Raw genomic sequence first — 15,117 nt, forward strand, 5'->3', positions numbered from 1 at the left:
GTGTCAGTGAAGTCGAGCCGCCTTCTGTCCATCCTCCTGCTGCTGCAGACGAAGGGCCGGATGACCGCCGCCCAGCTCGCGGCGGAGCTGGAGGTGTCCGTGCGGACCGTGTACCGCGACGTCGAGTCGCTGCACGCGGCGGGCGTGCCTCTCTACGGGGACGCCGGGCACTCCGGCGGCTACCAGCTCGTCGCCGGTTACCGCACCCGGCTCACCGGGCTGAGCGCACCGGAGGCGGAGGCGCTCTTCCTCTCCGGCGTACCCGGGCCCGCGGCCGAGCTCGGCCTCGGCTCGGCTCTCGCGGCCGCCCAGCTCAAGCTGCGTGCCGCGCTGCCGACTGAGCTGCGCGCACAGGCCGATCGCATGCGGTCGCGCTTCCACCTCGACGCCCCCGGCTGGTACGCGCAGGACGACGAGGTGCCCCACCTTCCTCAGGTCGCGGACGCGGTGTGGAACAGCCGCGTGCTCGACGTGCGATACCGCCGCTGGAAGGCGCCGACCGACGTGGACAGGCGACTGGAACCGTACGGCCTGGTGCTCAAGGCCGGGCGCTGGTACGTCGTTGCCGGGCCGGGGCCGCGCACCTACCGGGTCGACCAGATCCTCGCCCTCGACGTGCGGGACGAGGAGTTCGCTCCACCCGAGGACTTCGATCTGGGCGCCTACTGGGAGGGCTACCAGGCCGACTTCCACTCCCGTCTGCGGCGGGGGGAGGCGATCGTCCGCCTCGCGCCGCAGGCCGCGTCCCGTCTCACCGGCGCGGCCGCACAGGCACTGGCCGAGACGGGGACCGAGGAGGCGGACGGCTGGATCCGCGCGGTCCTGCCCATCGAATCCCAGGACCACGCGCACGGGACGTTCCTCGCCATGGGCGCCGAGGTCGAGGTCCTCGGGCCGCCGGAACTGCGCGCCCGCCTCGCTGCGACGTCCCGTGCTCTGGCCGCCCGGTACGCCCCAGGCTGAGAAAATCGGACATTTGGCCCATAATTGCCGTGCGGCTTCGGCCGGATTCAGGAGGCATCGAACTTTCCGATCGGCGCCCGCATCTGGTCGGGGGGTGCCGAGCGCCCGGAAGGGGGAACAGCGTGTCGTCGAGCGCGGAATCGGATGTGGACCTGGTGCGTGCGGCCCAGGACGGGGACGCGACCTGCCTCGGACTGCTCGTGTCGCGACACCAGGCCGGCATGCGGGCGGTCGCGTTGAGCATGCTCGGATACGGGCCCGACGCCGAGGACGCCGTCCAGGACGCCATGCTGACCGCGGTCCGGCGGATCGGCGATCTGCGGGATCCGGCGGCGGCAGGCCCGTGGTTGCGCGCGATCGTACGGAACGAGTGCCGGATGCGCCTGAGGAGATCGAGCGCCATGCCGTTCGGCGACCTGGAGGCCCTGGCTCCGCCGTCCAGCGAACCGACGCCGGAGGAACTGCTGGAGCACCGGTCGCTGCGGGACTGGGTCTGGCACGCGGTGGGCGAACTGTCCGAACCGGTGCGCATGGTGGCCCTCCTGCGCTATTTCAGCGACGTGTCGTCCTATGAGCAGATCGCCGCTCTGTGCGGGGTGCCGATCGGCACCGTACGCAGCCGGCTGAGCCAGGCGAGGACCAAGCTCGCCGACGCGTTGCGCGACACGGCCGACCGAGCACACGACGACGCGGCGTCGTTCGCCGCTGCTCGCCGCCAGGAGGCCGAGGAGATGATGGCGCAGGCGCAGAAGGGCGAGTTCGCCGGCGTCGTCGAGGAGCACTGGTGGCCCGACGCCGAGTTCGTCGCGCCCGGCGGCCACCTGCTCGGCCGCGACCGTTACGTCGCCGTCAGGGCGATGGAGCGCGACCTCTCCTTCGGCGTACGGCAACGCCTCACCGACGTGGTGGCCGGCCGGGACCTGACGATCTGGGAGGCGGACCTGATCAGCCCGCCCGACGACCCGGCCCACTGCCCTCCCGGCGTGGTCTGGCTGCAGGTCCTTCGCGAGGGCCGGGTGAAGCAACTCCGGCTGTTCCACCCGCGACCGGCGATGGAGGCCGCGGGTTGAGATCGGGCTGAGATCGGGCTGAGAAATCGACGGCGGCCCGACCGAACTTCCTGCCGGGGTGCCGCATCCGGATGACGTCAGCACAGGTCCGCCGTCCGGCGGGCCACGACGTCAGGGGACATGACATGAGTGCAACCGCCGCGCTTTCACCGGGGACGCGGGAGATCAGCATCGACGGGGTCCGGCAGGTCTTCCACGTCGCCGGCACCGGACCCGTGTGCGTGGTGCACTCCGGGGGGCCGGGCATCGAATGGGAGTACCTGCGGATGCCGGGCCTGGAACAACACCTCACCATGGTCTACCTGGAGCCGGTCGGCACCGGGGCCTCCGGTCGCCTCGACGACCCGCGCGAGTATCGGCTGGACACCTACGCCCGGTTCGTTCACGGTGTGGTCGAGCACCTCGGCGTGCCGAAGGTGTTCCTGCTCGGTCATTCGCACGGCGGATTCGTCGCTCAGCGGTACGCGCTGGATCATGCCGATCGGCTCGCCGGACTGATCCTGTTCGCCACGTCGCCGGTCACGGGCCCGGAGTTCTGGGCCGACGCGGTGGCCAACGTCAACCGCTTCCCCGAGCGGCACCCCGACCGGCGGGAGGCGGCCGAGATCCCCCAGGCGTTCCAGGACGCCGTCGGCGCGACCGACGACAAGGCGTTCACCGACGGTCTCCGCCGGGTCCTGCCCGCCTACTTCGACGACTACTGGGCGCACGAGCAGACGCTCGAGCCGATGCGCGCCGCGTTGCGGGCGTGGATCGACCCGCAGCGCGGGGAGGAGCCCGCGCCCTTCGACGTGCGGGACAGGCTCGGCTCGATCGAGCTCCCGACGTTGGTCGTCACCGGTGCGCACGACTTCATCTGCGGGACGCGCTGGGCGTCGATGTTGCACGAGGGCATCCCCGGTTCGCGGCTGACCGTCCTTTCTGAGAGCGGCCACATGGGCCACCTCGAGCAGCCGGAGACGTTCAACCGCGTGGTCGCCGAGTTCGCCCGCGCCTGACGATCGCCCGCGGCACTCGATCGCCCCGGGCGACCGGGCTCCGGGAGGAGGGACGTCACCATGGCGTCCCTCCGAGATCGTCAAGGATCCGTCTCGTGCACGTCCGCGACGCGCCCGGACGGGAGTGCGCAAGCCCCGGCCCAGTCGGCCTTCCCGCGTCGCGCGCGGCCTCCCGGCGATCGCGACACCGTGCGCCACGCCTTGAGCGGGCCTCCTGGCCTGCGGAGACTTCCCGAGCGATCATGACTCGTCGGCTTCAATCAGTCTCGGGGGAAAGATGATCAGCAAGCTCGTTACGGCCACGGCGGTCGCCGCCCTCGCGGTCGGACTGTCCGCGTCGTCGTCCTGGGCGGCCTCTTCAGGTTCCGCGTCGCGGACGCACGCGATGTGCGCTCCGGACAGCCCGTCGGCGTGCGCGGCCGTGCTGTGCCCGCAGGGCTACACCTGCGTGGCCTCGCCCAAGCAGTGCTTCACCACGCCGTGCCCGCAGGTCGACTGCGTCCCCGTGGCCACGACGTCCACGCAGCAGACCCGGGCCTCGCTGGTTCTCAGCGCCCACGCCCAGATCGGCAGCCCGTGGCCGCGCGCGGTGTTCGTCCGTACGATGCCCGCTCCCGTGCTCGTCCGCACGACCAGGACGTCCACGCCTGTGCTCGTGCGTACGACACGGACCACGACGGAGACCACCGGCCCGGTGATCGTCCGCACGACCCGGACGACGAGCCAGGGGACCGGCCAGACCACGGTGACGACTCAGACGACGCAGACGACTCAGACGACCGGCCAGACGGCGCAGTCCACCGGCCCGGCGCTCGTCGGCACGGCGGGCGGGCCCACGCCGTAATCCGCGCCGCGGACGCCGTACGGAGAGTCGGGGGCCGCTTCCGATGATCGGGAGCGGCCCTCGGCCCGGGCTCCTCCCGGGGCGGACGCGCTGCCGGGATCAGCCCGGGGCCTGCTCGTAACGGATGAGCCGGGCCTGCATGTCGGGATACGGCGAAGCCGCGGGGACGGCCCGGCCGTCACGGACGGCGACCGCGACCTCGGCGGCGGCGTCGATCGCGACGCGGTAGGGCAGGGAGCCCGTGCTCACGCGGCGGACACCGACTCCGGCGAGCTCGTCGATCGAAAGCGCAGGCACCACGAGCACGTTCAGCGGAACCCCGATGCCGGCCGCCAGTTCACGGAGCACGGACGGCTCCGCGGCGCCCGGGACGAAGACTCCGTCGGCGCCCGCTTCGACGTAACGGGCCGCGCGGTCGAGCGTCGCGTCGACCGTGGCGTCCTGGCCGAGCCAGTACGTGTCGACGCGGGCGTTGACGAACAGGCCGGGGCGGCGGCGTTTGATCTCCGCCACCTTCGCGGCGTGCGCGTCCGGGGATGTCAGTCTCCCCGCGGAGCTGTCCTCGATGTTGATCCCGGCCACGTCGAGCGCCGCGACGTACTCGGCCACCTGGTCGGGTTCGTCGGCGTAGCCGTCCTCGACGTCCACGCTGATGTGACAAGGAAGCCGCGACAGCGCGCGGGCGAGGGAGAGGTTCGCCTCCCGCGTCGAGCGGCCGCCGTCCGGGCGGCCGAGGCTGGAGGCGACACCGAAGCTGGTGGTGCCGATCGCCGCGAAGCCGGCGTCGAGGAACGCCAGTGCGGACGGCACGTCCCAGGCGTTGGGAAGGACCAGAGGCCTGTCGGCGTAGTGGAGTTCGCGGAAGGTCATAGCCATCCGGCCACGTTAGGCGCCGGTCGTTTCGGCGGCGATGGAAGTGCGGCGGCGTTTCCCGTGCCCCGGACCGTCTCCGGAACGAGGACGTCCAGGCCGGCCGCCGCGGGCCGGCCTGGACGTCAGCGATCAGACATCTGTGATCAGACGGCAGTGATCAGACGAGGTCGAAGCGGTCGAGGTCCATGACCTTGGCCCACGCCGCGACGAAGTCGTTCACGAACTTCGCCTTCGCGTCATCGCTCGCGTAGACCTCCGCCACCGCGCGCAGCTCGGAGTTCGACCCGAAGACGAGGTCGGCCCGGCTGCCGGTCCACTTGACCTCGCCCGCGGCGTCGCGACCCTCGAAGGTGTTCGCGTCCTCGGACGTCGCCTTCCACGTCGTGCCCAGGTCGAGCAGGTTGACGAAGAAGTCGTTGGTCAGCGACCCGGGGGTCGCGGTGAAGACGCCGACCTGCGACTGCTGGGCGTTCGCGCCCAGGACGCGCAGGCCGCCCACGAGGACCGTCAACTCGGGGGCGCTCAGGGTGAGCAGGTTCGCCCGGTCGATCAGCAGGTACTCGGCGGGCAGGCGGTTGCCCTTCCCGAGGTAGTTGCGGAAGCCGTCGGCGGCCGGCTCGAGCGCGGAGAACGACTCCACGTCGGTCTGGTCCTGCGACGCGTCCACGCGGCCCGGCGTGAAGGGGACCTCCACGTCGAAGCCGGCGGCCTTGGCGGCCTGCTCGACGCCCGCACCGCCGGCGAGCACGATCAGGTCGGCGAGCGAGATCCGCTTGCCACCGGTCTGGGCGGCGTTGAAGGTCTCCTGGATCCCTTCCAGGGTGCGCAGCACCGTCGCGAGCTGGTCGGGGTCGTTGACCTCCCAGCCGTTCTGCGGCTCGAGGCGGATGCGCGCGCCGTTGGCGCCGCCGCGCTTGTCGCTGCCGCGGAAGGACGAGGCCGAGGCCCACGCGGCGGACACGAGCTGGGACACCGACAGTCCCGAGGCGACGACCTGCCCCTTGAGGGAGGCGACGTCCTCGGCGTCGACGAGCTCGTGCGTCAGCGCGGGCAGCGGGTCCTGCCAGAGCAGCGTCTCGGACGGGATCTCCGAGCCGAGGTAGCGCACGACCGGGCCCATGTCACGGTGGGTCAGCTTGAACCACGCGCGGGCGAAGGCGTCCGCGAACTCGTCGGGGTTCTCGTAGAAGCGACGCGAGATCTGCTCGTAGACCGGGTCGACGCGGAGGGCGAGGTCCGTGGTCAGCATTTTCGGGGCGTGGCTCTTCGACGCGTCGTAGGCGTCGGGGATGGTGCCCGCGCCGGCGCCGTCCTTCGCCACCCACTGGTGCGCACCGGCGGGGCTCTTGGTCAGCTCCCACTCGTACGCGAACAGGTTGTGGAAGAAGCCGTTGCCCCACTGGGTCGGCGTGCTGGTCCACGTGACCTCGAGGCCACTGGTGATCGCGTCGGCGCCCTTGCCGGTGCCGTAGCTGCTCTTCCAGCCGAGACCCTGGTCCTCGATCGAGCCGCCCTCGGGGGCGACGCCGACGTGGTCCGCCGGGCCGGCGCCGTGGGTCTTGCCGAAGGTGTGGCCACCCGCGATCAGGGCGACCGTCTCCTCGTCGTTCATCGCCATCCGGCGGAACGTCTCACGGATGTCGCGGGCGGAGGCCAGCGGGTCGGGGTTGCCGTTCGGGCCCTCCGGGTTGACGTAGATGAGGCCCATCTGGACCGCGGCGAGGGGAGTCTCGAGGTCCCGGTCGCCGGTGTAGCGCTCGTCGCCCAGCCAGGTGGTCTCGGGGCCCCAGTACACGTCCTCGTCGGGCTCCCAGACGTCCGCACGGCCGCCGGCGAAGCCGAAGGTCTTGAAGCCCATCGACTCCAGGGCGACGTTGCCGGTGAGGATCATGAGGTCGGCCCACGAGATCTGCTGGCCGTACTTCTTCTTGACCGGCCACAGCAGACGGCGGGCCTTGTCGAGGTTGCCGTTGTCCGGCCAGCTGTTGAGGGGGGCGAACCGCTGCTGACCTGCGCCGGCGCCGCCGCGGCCGTCGCTGATCCGGTAGGTGCCCGCGCTGTGCCACGCCATGCGGATCATGAACGGTCCGTAGTGGCCGAAGTCGGCGGGCCACCAGTCCTGCGAGGTGGTGAGCACCTCCAGGATGTCCTGCTTCACGGCCGCAAGGTCGAGGCCCTTGAACGCCTCGGCGTAGTCGAACTCCTCGCCGAGCGGGTTGGCCACGGCGGGGTTCTTGGCGAGGATCTTCAGGTTAAGCCGCTCCGGCCACCACTGGCGGTTGCCGCCGCCCTGGGTCGGATGCGAGGCGCGCCCGTGCGCGACCGGGCAGCCGCCGCCCTCCGTCTTCTCGTCTGTGACGATTGCGTCATTGTTCTCAGACATGGAAATCCTTCTGAACTAGCGGATCACGTGATCAGAAACTGCGGGCGGTGGAACAGTCGGGGCACAGGCCCCAGTAGATGACGTCGGCCTCGTCGATCGAGAAGCCGTGGTCGTCGGACGCGGTGAGGCACGGCGCATGGCCGACCGCGCAGTCGACGTCGGCGACTGCACCACACGACCGGCACACGACGTGGTGGTGGTTGTCCCCGACGCGTCCCTCGAACCTGGCCGGACTGCCGGCCGGTTCGATGCGGCGGACGAGTCCCGCCGCGGTGAGCGCGTGCAGGGCCTCGTACACGGCTTGCAGGGAGACGTGGCCTACGCGATCACGCACCCCGGTGGCGATCGCCTCGACACCGAGGTGATCACCGTCCCGGACGGTCTCGAGCAGTGCTACGCGGGCGGCCGTCACCCGCAGTCCTGCCCCGCGCAACTCCTCGGCGCTGGTCGGAGTCTTGGGTGCGGTCATGACGCCAAACCTTACCGCCATAAACACGAACTATCCAAGAGAACGAATAATCCAAGTTTGTGGTCGCGCCAGCCGGAGTGCCCCGTCACCGCACGCCCGATCGCCCCGACATGACGCACTGTCCGGACCCGGCGTCAGGCCGTATCGGACTGGTAACAACATCTCGCCCTTAAGTAAGCGAATGCGTACTGTCGCGATCCATGAGACCCCCCCTTGCGCTCATGGCCCTCGTGGCGCTCACCGCACTGTCCGGCTGCGGTTCCGACACGACCGCCGAGGACGCCCCCTCCGGCGCGCCGTCCGTCGTGGTCGCCAGCATCGCCTCGGTGACCGGCCTGCCGCCGATGCCGGACGAGGCGACCCAGGCGAAGTACATCGCCGCGCTCAAGGCGATCGACCCCGAGATCGTCGGCGACCAGGACGAAACCGAGATCGTGAATCACGGACGCGACCAGTGCGTCTCGGTCAAGGACTGGCCGAAGGAGCAGGCGAAGCTCGTCGGGTTGACCGCCAAGCGGTTCAAGACGCCCGACCACCCGGACGGTTTCGGCGCCGCGAAGAACAAACTGATCCTCGCGGCGGTGCGCAAGCACCTCTGCCCCGACTACTAGGCCGGAGACGCGAAAGCCCTGCTCGGGGGCAGGGCCGCCTCCCACTCGCCACCCGGCGACGCGGGGACCTCGGTCCCATCGCCACGACCCCGCTTCGTCCGCCGCGCTCCTGATCGCCGGTCAGATCACCGAGCGGATCGTGCCGCCGTCCACGCGGATCGTGGCACCGCTGACATAGTCGGCATAGGGACTGGCCAGATAGACGACGGCGCCCGCGATCTCCTCGGGACGGCCGAATCGACCGAAGTCGTTGGGAACGAAGTCACGGGCGGCGTTGCGCTCGATCTCCTCCCACGACTCCCCCCATCCCCGCTCCGGCGCCATCTCGGTGAGGAACCTCTCCACGGAGTCGACGAGGATCGCACCGGGGGACACCACGTTGGACGTCACACCGGTGCCCTTCAACTCCCGTGCCAGGGAGACGGCGAGGTTGTGCCGCGCGGCGAGCGACGCGCTGTAATGCGGCAGCATCGGCGTGGGCTGCGACGAGAGGCCGCCGCCGATCTGGATCACCCGGCCCCAGCCGCGCTCGCGCATCCCCGGCACCAGTCGCCGGATCATGCGCACCCCGGAGACCACGTTGACCTCGTACGTCCGGACCCACACCTGCGGGGTGGCATCGTCCCAGCCACTGTGGTCGTACGTGCCGGCGTTGTTGACCAGGATGTCGACCTCGCCCGCGGTGGCGGCCACCGCATCGGCGCCCTCGTCCGTGGCGAGATCGCCGATCGCCACGGCGACCGCGCCGATGTCCGCCGCCACCGTGCGGGCCCGAACCACGTCCCGCCCGTGCACCACGACGTCGGCGCCCTCGGTCGCGAGCAAGCGGGCGATCGCTTCGCCGAGTCCGGAACTCGACCCGGTCACGAGCGCCCGGCGGCCGGTCAGATTCACGTCCATTGAACTGCCCCTTCCCTCATGTATACACTCGTAGACATAACTTAACTCTACACTCGTATACATGACTGCCCCCAGACGCCGTGACGCCGTCGCCACCAGGGATGCCATCTTGAGGGCCGGCGTCGAGGGCTTCACCCGCCACGGCTACGACGGCATCGGAGTGCGCGAGATCGCCCAGACGGCCGGTGTCACGGCGATGCTCGTCAACCGGTACTTCGGCTCCAAGGAAGGGCTCTTCGCCGAAGTGGTGGAGGCGTCCATGGCCGACAGAACCGTCCTCACCGATGACCCGGCCACCCTCGCCCGCGACCTGGCGGCCGCACTGGTACGGCGCACCGCCCCGCACGCCGACGACCTCGACCCGTTCCTGCTCATGCTGCGCTCGGCACCCAACCCCCGGGCCGCGGAGATCCTGCGGGCCGGCATCGAGAAACACGTCGAGGCTCACGTGCTCGACGTCGCCCCTGAGTCACGTGGCACGGAACGCGCGGCCATGGCCCTGTCCGTCGTCGCGGGCTTCTGGCTGATGCGCAAGGTGATCGGCAGCACCTCTCTGAACGGCGCCGACGAGGCGGCACTCGTCCGGACGCTGGAGCAGTTGTTCACACTGCTCCTGCACCCCTAGGTTCACCGACGCACACCACCGGACGAGGCCCTCGGAGGATCACTCCGAGGGCCTTCGGTCTGGTCGACCGGATGCGTCATTGACCCTTCGCCGACACCGGGAACCATCGGTTCGCGATGATCTGAACCTTTCCCTTGCCCTTCGGAGGGATGTAGGCCAGCATCTCGTTGCGCTCCACGCTCGTGATGGACGACCTGACCGTCGAGGGCATCCCGAAGCCCTTCTGGAAGTCGCCGAAGTCGGAGCTCTCCCACGTCATGCCCGCGGCGTTGGCCTTGCCGCGATAGGACGCCTTGACGTCGACTCCGAACCACGCCAGAGCGCCACCTGATTTCGTGCGGACGGCGTAGACGGGGGTCGTGGCGGCGACCGCCTTGCTGGTCCCGGTCCAGTTGTTCCCCACGTACGCCTTGCGGGTGGCGAGGAGTCCTTGGTATTGGGCCTTTACCAGCCTGCCGAGGGTGAACTGCTTCGCCCAGGTGCTGCGGGTGCCACGGGTGATGACGTCCGCCAGCGCCGGGGCGACCTTGCCCGGTGAGACCACAAGGCCGGGGTCCCCGGCCGGCACCACGTCGGGGAAGTCCTCGACGTCGACTCCGGAGGCTATCGGTCCCGTCGCCGTCCTCGAGAACGGCGCGTACGCCACCCGCCACGGAGCGCCCGCCTTCTCTTGGACGAACAGCAGGATGTCCCGGGTGGCGGGCTTGGATCCGCTGTCGGTGGCCGCGGCGAAGAACCATTTGGGATACCCGGAGAACTTCGGCGCCGCGGCCAGCCCCGCCGTGTACTTCACCGGTCTGATCTTCAACCTGTTCTGCTTGAACACCTTGTACTGCGCGTTGTGGACCTGTTGCGCGGAACCGACCTCCACCTTGCTCGCCAGGCCGCTGTTCAGCTTGCCGTTGGCGGCGTTGATCCCCAGCATGTAGCGCTGGAGTGCCGTCATGGCCGCCTTCTCACTGAGGGCGGGAGTCGGCGACGGCGGCGGAGCCGGCGGTTTGCTGGCGGACACGGGCTTGCCGCCGTCGATGAAGCTGCATCCACCGACGACCAGGGGCAGGGCCACGACTGCGGAAACGAGGATGAGGCGCACCTTTTCTGCCTTTCAGGAAATTTCTTGCGTCAGTTGCCGACGGGTGTCGGGGGGCGGAAGTCGACGGGGATGCCCAGCTGAGCGAGCCAGCCACGCAGGCCCGCGACCATCAGGGGATCGGCCACGACCTGCGCGGCGTACTGGTTGAGGTCGACCTCGTTGCCCACCGGGTCGAGCAGCTTGGCGGGGCCCGTCCAGGACAACGTCCATCGGGCCTTGCCGTGACTGATCAGTACGCCCTCGATCGCGCGGGCCAGGACATTGGGCACCAGGTTCGGTGACTGCTGCCAGTTCAGCCGGACCAGTTCGTCGTAGAGGGCGGCGGACTGGTTCCGCGCCAGGGCCTCAAGGGCGGCGTCCAGGAAAGGCTGGTGCGCACCGACGACCCGCTGGCCCGCGACCGACAGGTCGTGCACCGGCTCTTCGTTGCGAGCCGCGTACATGCCCCTGGCGACCAGCTCCTCCCAGGGCAGCGGGCGCAGGCGGAGCGCCTCCTCGGTCCAGAAGGTCTGCTCCAGGGCGTTCGCGGCGACCGCCGGATCGCGGAGGAGGATCAGAGCGGGACGGGCATCGTGTGCGCGCGGGTGGTCGGGCAGAACCGCGATCGCTCCGAGCCGCTCCCGCAGGCTCGGGTGCGAGTCGTACGGACTGGTCTGCTCGCCTGCCCCGTCCGCCTGGGCGATCTCCGTAACGTGAGCGTTCACGAGGGCGTGGAAGCCCCCGAACAGGTTCGCCGGTCGGCTTCCCGCCATTCCGGTCATGCCGACGTACCTGTCGATGAACAGGTTCCACACGTCGTCGGTGCCGTGCACCTTACGCAGGGCGTTCGCGGCGGCGTCGCGGCCCGCGATGGTGACGGCGAATTCGTCGGCCTCCAGCTCCTGGGTGCGCGAAACGGTCTGGGAGACGCGCAGGAAGAGCTTGGCGTACGCGAAGAAGATCTTCTGGATCCAGGCGTGGTTGCCCAGCGACTGGACCGCGGCGAGGACGGCGATGCGGCCGCGGTACACCGGGGCCCCCAGTCGGGTGTGCGCGCCGCTGTAGTGGCCGAGTTCGTGGCCGAGCACCGCGCGCATCTCGTCCGCGGTGAGCGCCAACAGCAGCGGCATGCCGATGTACATGCGGCGGCGGCCCGCCCGCAGGCCCAGCCAGCTCGTGTCCTCGCTCACCGCCGCGTTCACCTCGGCGACCAGCCGGATCTCGTCCGGAGGCCGGGTACGCACCACCGCGGCCAGTTCCTCGACCGTCCGCCAGAGCGCAGGCTCCTGCTCACGGCCCACGGCGACGCCCGGCTCCGCGTGCGGTCTGCGCCTGTTGACCAGGACGAGGCCGCGCAGCAACGCCAGGGCGGCCAGCGTGAGAACAATGGCGATCTTCAGTGCACCGGAGGAGAGGTGCTGGACGGCGACGACGTCGAAGACCGCAGCCGCTCCGAGGACGGCGGCGACGAGCACGTAGAACCCGGCCAGAAGGCCGAATGCCAGCGCTGCCCGCATCGCGGTGACCATGTCAGGCTCCCTTGAGGATGTGGAGAGGTGTTCGAAATTGATGGGGGTGATGCACGTTGGATCGGAGTCGACTGTTCGAAGGCGGTAGGGCCCGATCCGCAGATCTGGAGTGCCCGGCGGCATGGGCTCGGGGGCGCATTCCACGCCCACAGGCACGTCGGGCTCGGCCGGACGGCAGTGGCGGAACGATGGAGGCCGCTACCCGTCCAGGGTGGCGCTAGTGGCCGGAGCGGGTGGGCGGCGCGTCCGTCGGGCGGCCCTTGGACGCTCCGTTCGGGTCGTCCTTGGTCGCACCGTTCGGGTGATCCTTGGACGCTCCGTTCGGGTGATCCTTGGACGCACCGTTCGGGTGGTCCTTGGGCGCGTCGTTCGGACGAGTGGAAGGGCCCTTGCCGGCACTCTTGAGGCGGTCCGCGCAGTAGGCCTCGACCTTGTCCTTGCCTCCGGCGACAGTGATCAGGCGGGTGAAGGCCGGATTGTCGAGGGCCTTGCCGCGGTTGCCGCCGGCACCGGCCTGGTAGGCGCGGCAGAGGCCGGCCAAGGACGGGGAGGGCGTGGACGGGGACGGCGACGCGGACGGGGAGACGCCAGGGAGGCGTCCGCCGGCTGCGGGGGCCTTGCCTGCGTCGTGAGTCGCAGTCGGCCGGGCACTCGGCACGCCGAAGCCCAGATATTCGGGGAGGTGTCCGGTACCGGCGACGAGTGCGGCGCTGCCCACGGCGGTGGCGCCGAGGGTGGCGGCCACCTTCAGCGTGACGAATTTCAGCAGCGCCGTCTTGATCATCGATTGCTTCCTTTGCTGAAGGGCGGGGATGAGATGGGCCTCACGAAAGGCCGCCACGGCCGCCTCCTCGCCGGCCTGCACGCCGTACTCGGCCGGGGCGGCCGCGGCGGCGAGAAGCTCGGCGAGCCGATCCGGACCGGCCGGTTCACCGCGCAGCAGCCGCTCCGCGGTGAACCGGTCGATTCGGTGAGATCGGTGTGTGCTCATCTCATGTCCTTCAGCGTCGAAGCCCCCGTTTGTGTCACTCCTCCTGTTCATTGCGTCGTCTCGTCTTCTTCGGCGGCTCCGGTGACGCCGTGGCCGGTTTCGGCAGGAAGGGCCGTACCGGGGCGCTCAAGGAGCTTGGCCAGCTTGCGCAACCCGCGGTGGGCCGCCGTCCGAACCGCCCCGGCCCGCTTGCCGAGCACCTGCCCGGCCCTCTGCGCGTCCAGCCCCATCACCACGCGCAGGAGCACCGCCTCGGCCTGGTCGCGGGGCAGCCGCGCGATCAACGCGAGCGCGGCGTCGGAGGCCACCGCGTCCAGCGCGGACCCAGCCGTGTCGTCGTCGCTCGGTCGGTCCGCCAGCTGCTCCATCGGCATGCTGTGGCTGGGCCGGCGACGCTCCCGGCGCAGGTGGTCCAGGGCACGGTGACGCGCGATCGTCGCCGCCCAGCCGCGGAACCCTTCGGAGTCCCCTCGAAACGACCCGAGGTCGCGGGCGATCTGCAGCCACGCCTCGGACGCCACGTCCTCGGCGTCGTCGCCCACAAGGACCCGCAGGTACCGCAGCAGGCCAGGTTGGGCGGCCCGGTAGATCACCCGGAAGGCGCCCTCGTCGCCGCTCTGAGCGGCGGCCACCGCAGCCGACAGGTCGGCCGGGTCGGCCCAGAGTCGCTGAGGCTCCGTCGGCGCCTTCGCCGGCTCGGATGCCACGAGCCTGTTTCGCAGATCGACGTCAGTAGCCGGAGCATCGCTCCCACCTGACCCGACTGCATCACGCACCGGCGAAATGATGGGCCATACCGGCTCGTAGTGGAAGTTATATGCACAAATTCGAGATGGCGGTTGCTGACCACGCGCGTTAACAGCCGAGTCCCACAGCTGTGCTGTGGGCGGCTAGGGGCCGTCGATCGAGTCAGGGCGTTGGTGCAGAATGCTCCGCATGACCAAGACAGTGAACCTGCCTGGCGGTACTGCTCTGCCGTTGATCGGTTTTGGGACCTGGCAGCTGGCGCCTGAGCAGGCGTACGAGTCGGTGCGTGCGGCGCTCGAGATCGGTTACCGGCATGTCGACACGGCGACCTTGTACCAGAACGAGGCGGAAGTCGGCAAAGCCGTGAAAGACAGCGGCCTGGACCGGGAGCAGGTCTTCGTCACCACCAAGCTCCGCCCGGCTGACGCGCGGCATGCCCGTCGAACGCTGGAGTCGAGTCTTCGGCTGCTCGGCACCGACTACCTGGACCTGTGGCTGATCCACTGGCCGACGGACCAGGACGAACTCATCTCGTCGTGGCAGGAGATGTTGTCCGCCAAGGACGCCGGACTGGTCCGCAACGTCGGGGTGAGCAACTACAGCCCGGAACTGATCGATCTGCTGACCGAGGCCACCGGACGGCAGCCGGCGGTCAACCAGATTCCGTGGAGCCCGGCGCAGCACGACCCGGCCCTGCTGGAGGAGCACCGCACCCGAGGGGTGGTCGTCGAGGGCTACAGCGGCCTGAAGAACACCGACCTGCACAACCCCGTCCTTACCGAGATCGCCCAGAGGCACGAGGTCACTTCCGCCCAGGTCGTCCTCCGCTGGCACCTGGAACACGACATCGTGATCTTGCCCAGGTCCTCCAAGCGGGAACGCGTCGCCGCCAACTTCGACCTGCAGGGCTTCGACCTCACAACCGAAGACGTCACCGCGATCGACGCCCTCACCCAAGTCGGCTGACCTGCTCGGCCAAGCGTCTCGGCCGCGCCATCGCCGACGCGTGCAGTACGTCGTTCAGCTCCCGGGTGCGATCGGG

At 70.0% G+C, this 15,117-nt stretch carries 15 protein-coding genes; 7 read left to right on the forward strand and 8 right to left on the reverse strand.

Annotated features, from left to right (window positions below; translation table 11 throughout):
• Positions 1–6: 6 nt before the first annotated feature.
• The 4 genes from Pka01_RS19490 (at position 7) to Pka01_RS19505 (ending at position 3,875) form a co-directional block, all read left to right on the forward strand.
• A complete protein-coding gene (locus Pka01_RS19490) occupies positions 7–963 on the forward strand; it encodes a helix-turn-helix transcriptional regulator (RefSeq protein WP_203884238.1) in 957 nt (318 codons plus the stop codon).
• A 122-nt stretch (positions 964–1,085) separates the two neighbouring features.
• Positions 1,086–2,033 carry an RNA polymerase sigma factor gene (locus Pka01_RS19495; protein WP_203884239.1) on the forward strand — a complete coding sequence of 316 codons (948 nt, stop codon included), beginning with the start codon at positions 1,086–1,088 and terminating at the stop codon, positions 2,031–2,033.
• Positions 2,034–2,158: 125 nt separating this feature from the next.
• On the forward strand, positions 2,159–3,031 hold the full coding sequence (locus tag Pka01_RS19500) for an alpha/beta fold hydrolase (RefSeq protein WP_203884240.1): 873 nt from the start codon (positions 2,159–2,161) through the stop codon (positions 3,029–3,031).
• 277 nt (positions 3,032–3,308) lie between these two features.
• On the forward strand, positions 3,309–3,875 hold the full coding sequence (locus tag Pka01_RS19505; protein WP_203884241.1) for a hypothetical protein: 567 nt from the start codon (positions 3,309–3,311) through the stop codon (positions 3,873–3,875).
• A 99-nt stretch (positions 3,876–3,974) separates the two neighbouring features.
• Here Pka01_RS19505 and Pka01_RS19510 read toward each other — a convergent pair whose 3' ends face one another.
• The 3 genes from Pka01_RS19510 to Pka01_RS19520 all read right to left on the reverse strand — a co-directional run bounded on the left by Pka01_RS19510 (position 3,975) and on the right by Pka01_RS19520 (position 7,600).
• Positions 3,975–4,751 carry an isocitrate lyase/PEP mutase family protein gene (locus tag Pka01_RS19510; RefSeq protein WP_203884242.1) on the reverse strand — a complete coding sequence of 259 codons (777 nt, stop codon included), beginning with the start codon at positions 4,749–4,751 and terminating at the stop codon, positions 3,975–3,977.
• Positions 4,752–4,905: 154 nt separating this feature from the next.
• Complete coding sequence (gene katG, locus Pka01_RS19515; RefSeq protein ID WP_203884243.1) at positions 4,906–7,131, reverse strand: catalase/peroxidase HPI; 2,226 nt, start codon at positions 7,129–7,131, stop codon at positions 4,906–4,908.
• 31 nt (positions 7,132–7,162) lie between these two features.
• Entirely contained in the window at positions 7,163–7,600 is a 438-nt protein-coding gene (locus Pka01_RS19520) for a Fur family transcriptional regulator (protein WP_203884244.1), read from the reverse strand.
• A gap of 200 nt (positions 7,601–7,800) precedes the next feature.
• Between Pka01_RS19520 and Pka01_RS19525 the strand changes: the two genes are divergently transcribed.
• Positions 7,801–8,211 carry a hypothetical protein gene (locus tag Pka01_RS19525; RefSeq protein WP_203884245.1) on the forward strand — a complete coding sequence of 137 codons (411 nt, stop codon included), beginning with the start codon at positions 7,801–7,803 and terminating at the stop codon, positions 8,209–8,211.
• Between the two features lie 120 nt (positions 8,212–8,331).
• Here Pka01_RS19525 and Pka01_RS19530 read toward each other — a convergent pair whose 3' ends face one another.
• Entirely contained in the window at positions 8,332–9,111 is a 780-nt protein-coding gene (locus Pka01_RS19530; RefSeq protein WP_203884246.1) for an SDR family NAD(P)-dependent oxidoreductase, read from the reverse strand.
• 61 nt (positions 9,112–9,172) lie between these two features.
• Between Pka01_RS19530 and Pka01_RS19535 the strand changes: the two genes are divergently transcribed.
• Positions 9,173–9,736 (forward strand): TetR/AcrR family transcriptional regulator, encoded by a 564-nt coding sequence (locus Pka01_RS19535; protein ID WP_203884247.1) that lies wholly within the window; start codon positions 9,173–9,175, stop codon positions 9,734–9,736.
• A 76-nt stretch (positions 9,737–9,812) separates the two neighbouring features.
• Here the strand turns inward: Pka01_RS19535 and Pka01_RS19540 are convergent, their stop codons facing one another.
• The 4 genes from Pka01_RS19540 to Pka01_RS19555 all read right to left on the reverse strand — a co-directional run bounded on the left by Pka01_RS19540 (position 9,813) and on the right by Pka01_RS19555 (position 14,035).
• Positions 9,813–10,802 carry a DUF8094 domain-containing protein gene (locus Pka01_RS19540; protein ID WP_203884248.1) on the reverse strand — a complete coding sequence of 330 codons (990 nt, stop codon included), beginning with the start codon at positions 10,800–10,802 and terminating at the stop codon, positions 9,813–9,815.
• Positions 10,803–10,858: 56 nt separating this feature from the next.
• Positions 10,859–12,337: a M48 family metallopeptidase gene (locus Pka01_RS19545; protein ID WP_203884249.1), complete on the reverse strand. Its 1,479-nt coding sequence runs from the start codon at positions 12,335–12,337 to the stop codon at positions 10,859–10,861.
• 217 nt (positions 12,338–12,554) lie between these two features.
• Positions 12,555–13,328, reverse strand: a complete 774-nt coding sequence (locus tag Pka01_RS19550; protein ID WP_203884250.1) for a hypothetical protein — start codon at positions 13,326–13,328, stop codon at positions 12,555–12,557.
• A gap of 47 nt (positions 13,329–13,375) precedes the next feature.
• Positions 13,376–14,035 carry an RNA polymerase sigma factor gene (locus tag Pka01_RS19555; RefSeq protein WP_239115132.1) on the reverse strand — a complete coding sequence of 220 codons (660 nt, stop codon included), beginning with the start codon at positions 14,033–14,035 and terminating at the stop codon, positions 13,376–13,378.
• Between the two features lie 229 nt (positions 14,036–14,264).
• Between Pka01_RS19555 and Pka01_RS19560 the strand changes: the two genes are divergently transcribed.
• Entirely contained in the window at positions 14,265–15,041 is a 777-nt protein-coding gene (locus tag Pka01_RS19560) for an aldo/keto reductase (RefSeq protein ID WP_203884251.1), read from the forward strand.
• Positions 15,042–15,117: the final 76 nt, after the last annotated feature.

This window comes from Planotetraspora kaengkrachanensis (assembly GCF_016862895.1).
In the GTDB taxonomy this organism is placed as follows: Bacteria; Actinomycetota; Actinomycetes; order Streptosporangiales; family Streptosporangiaceae; genus Planotetraspora; species Planotetraspora kaengkrachanensis.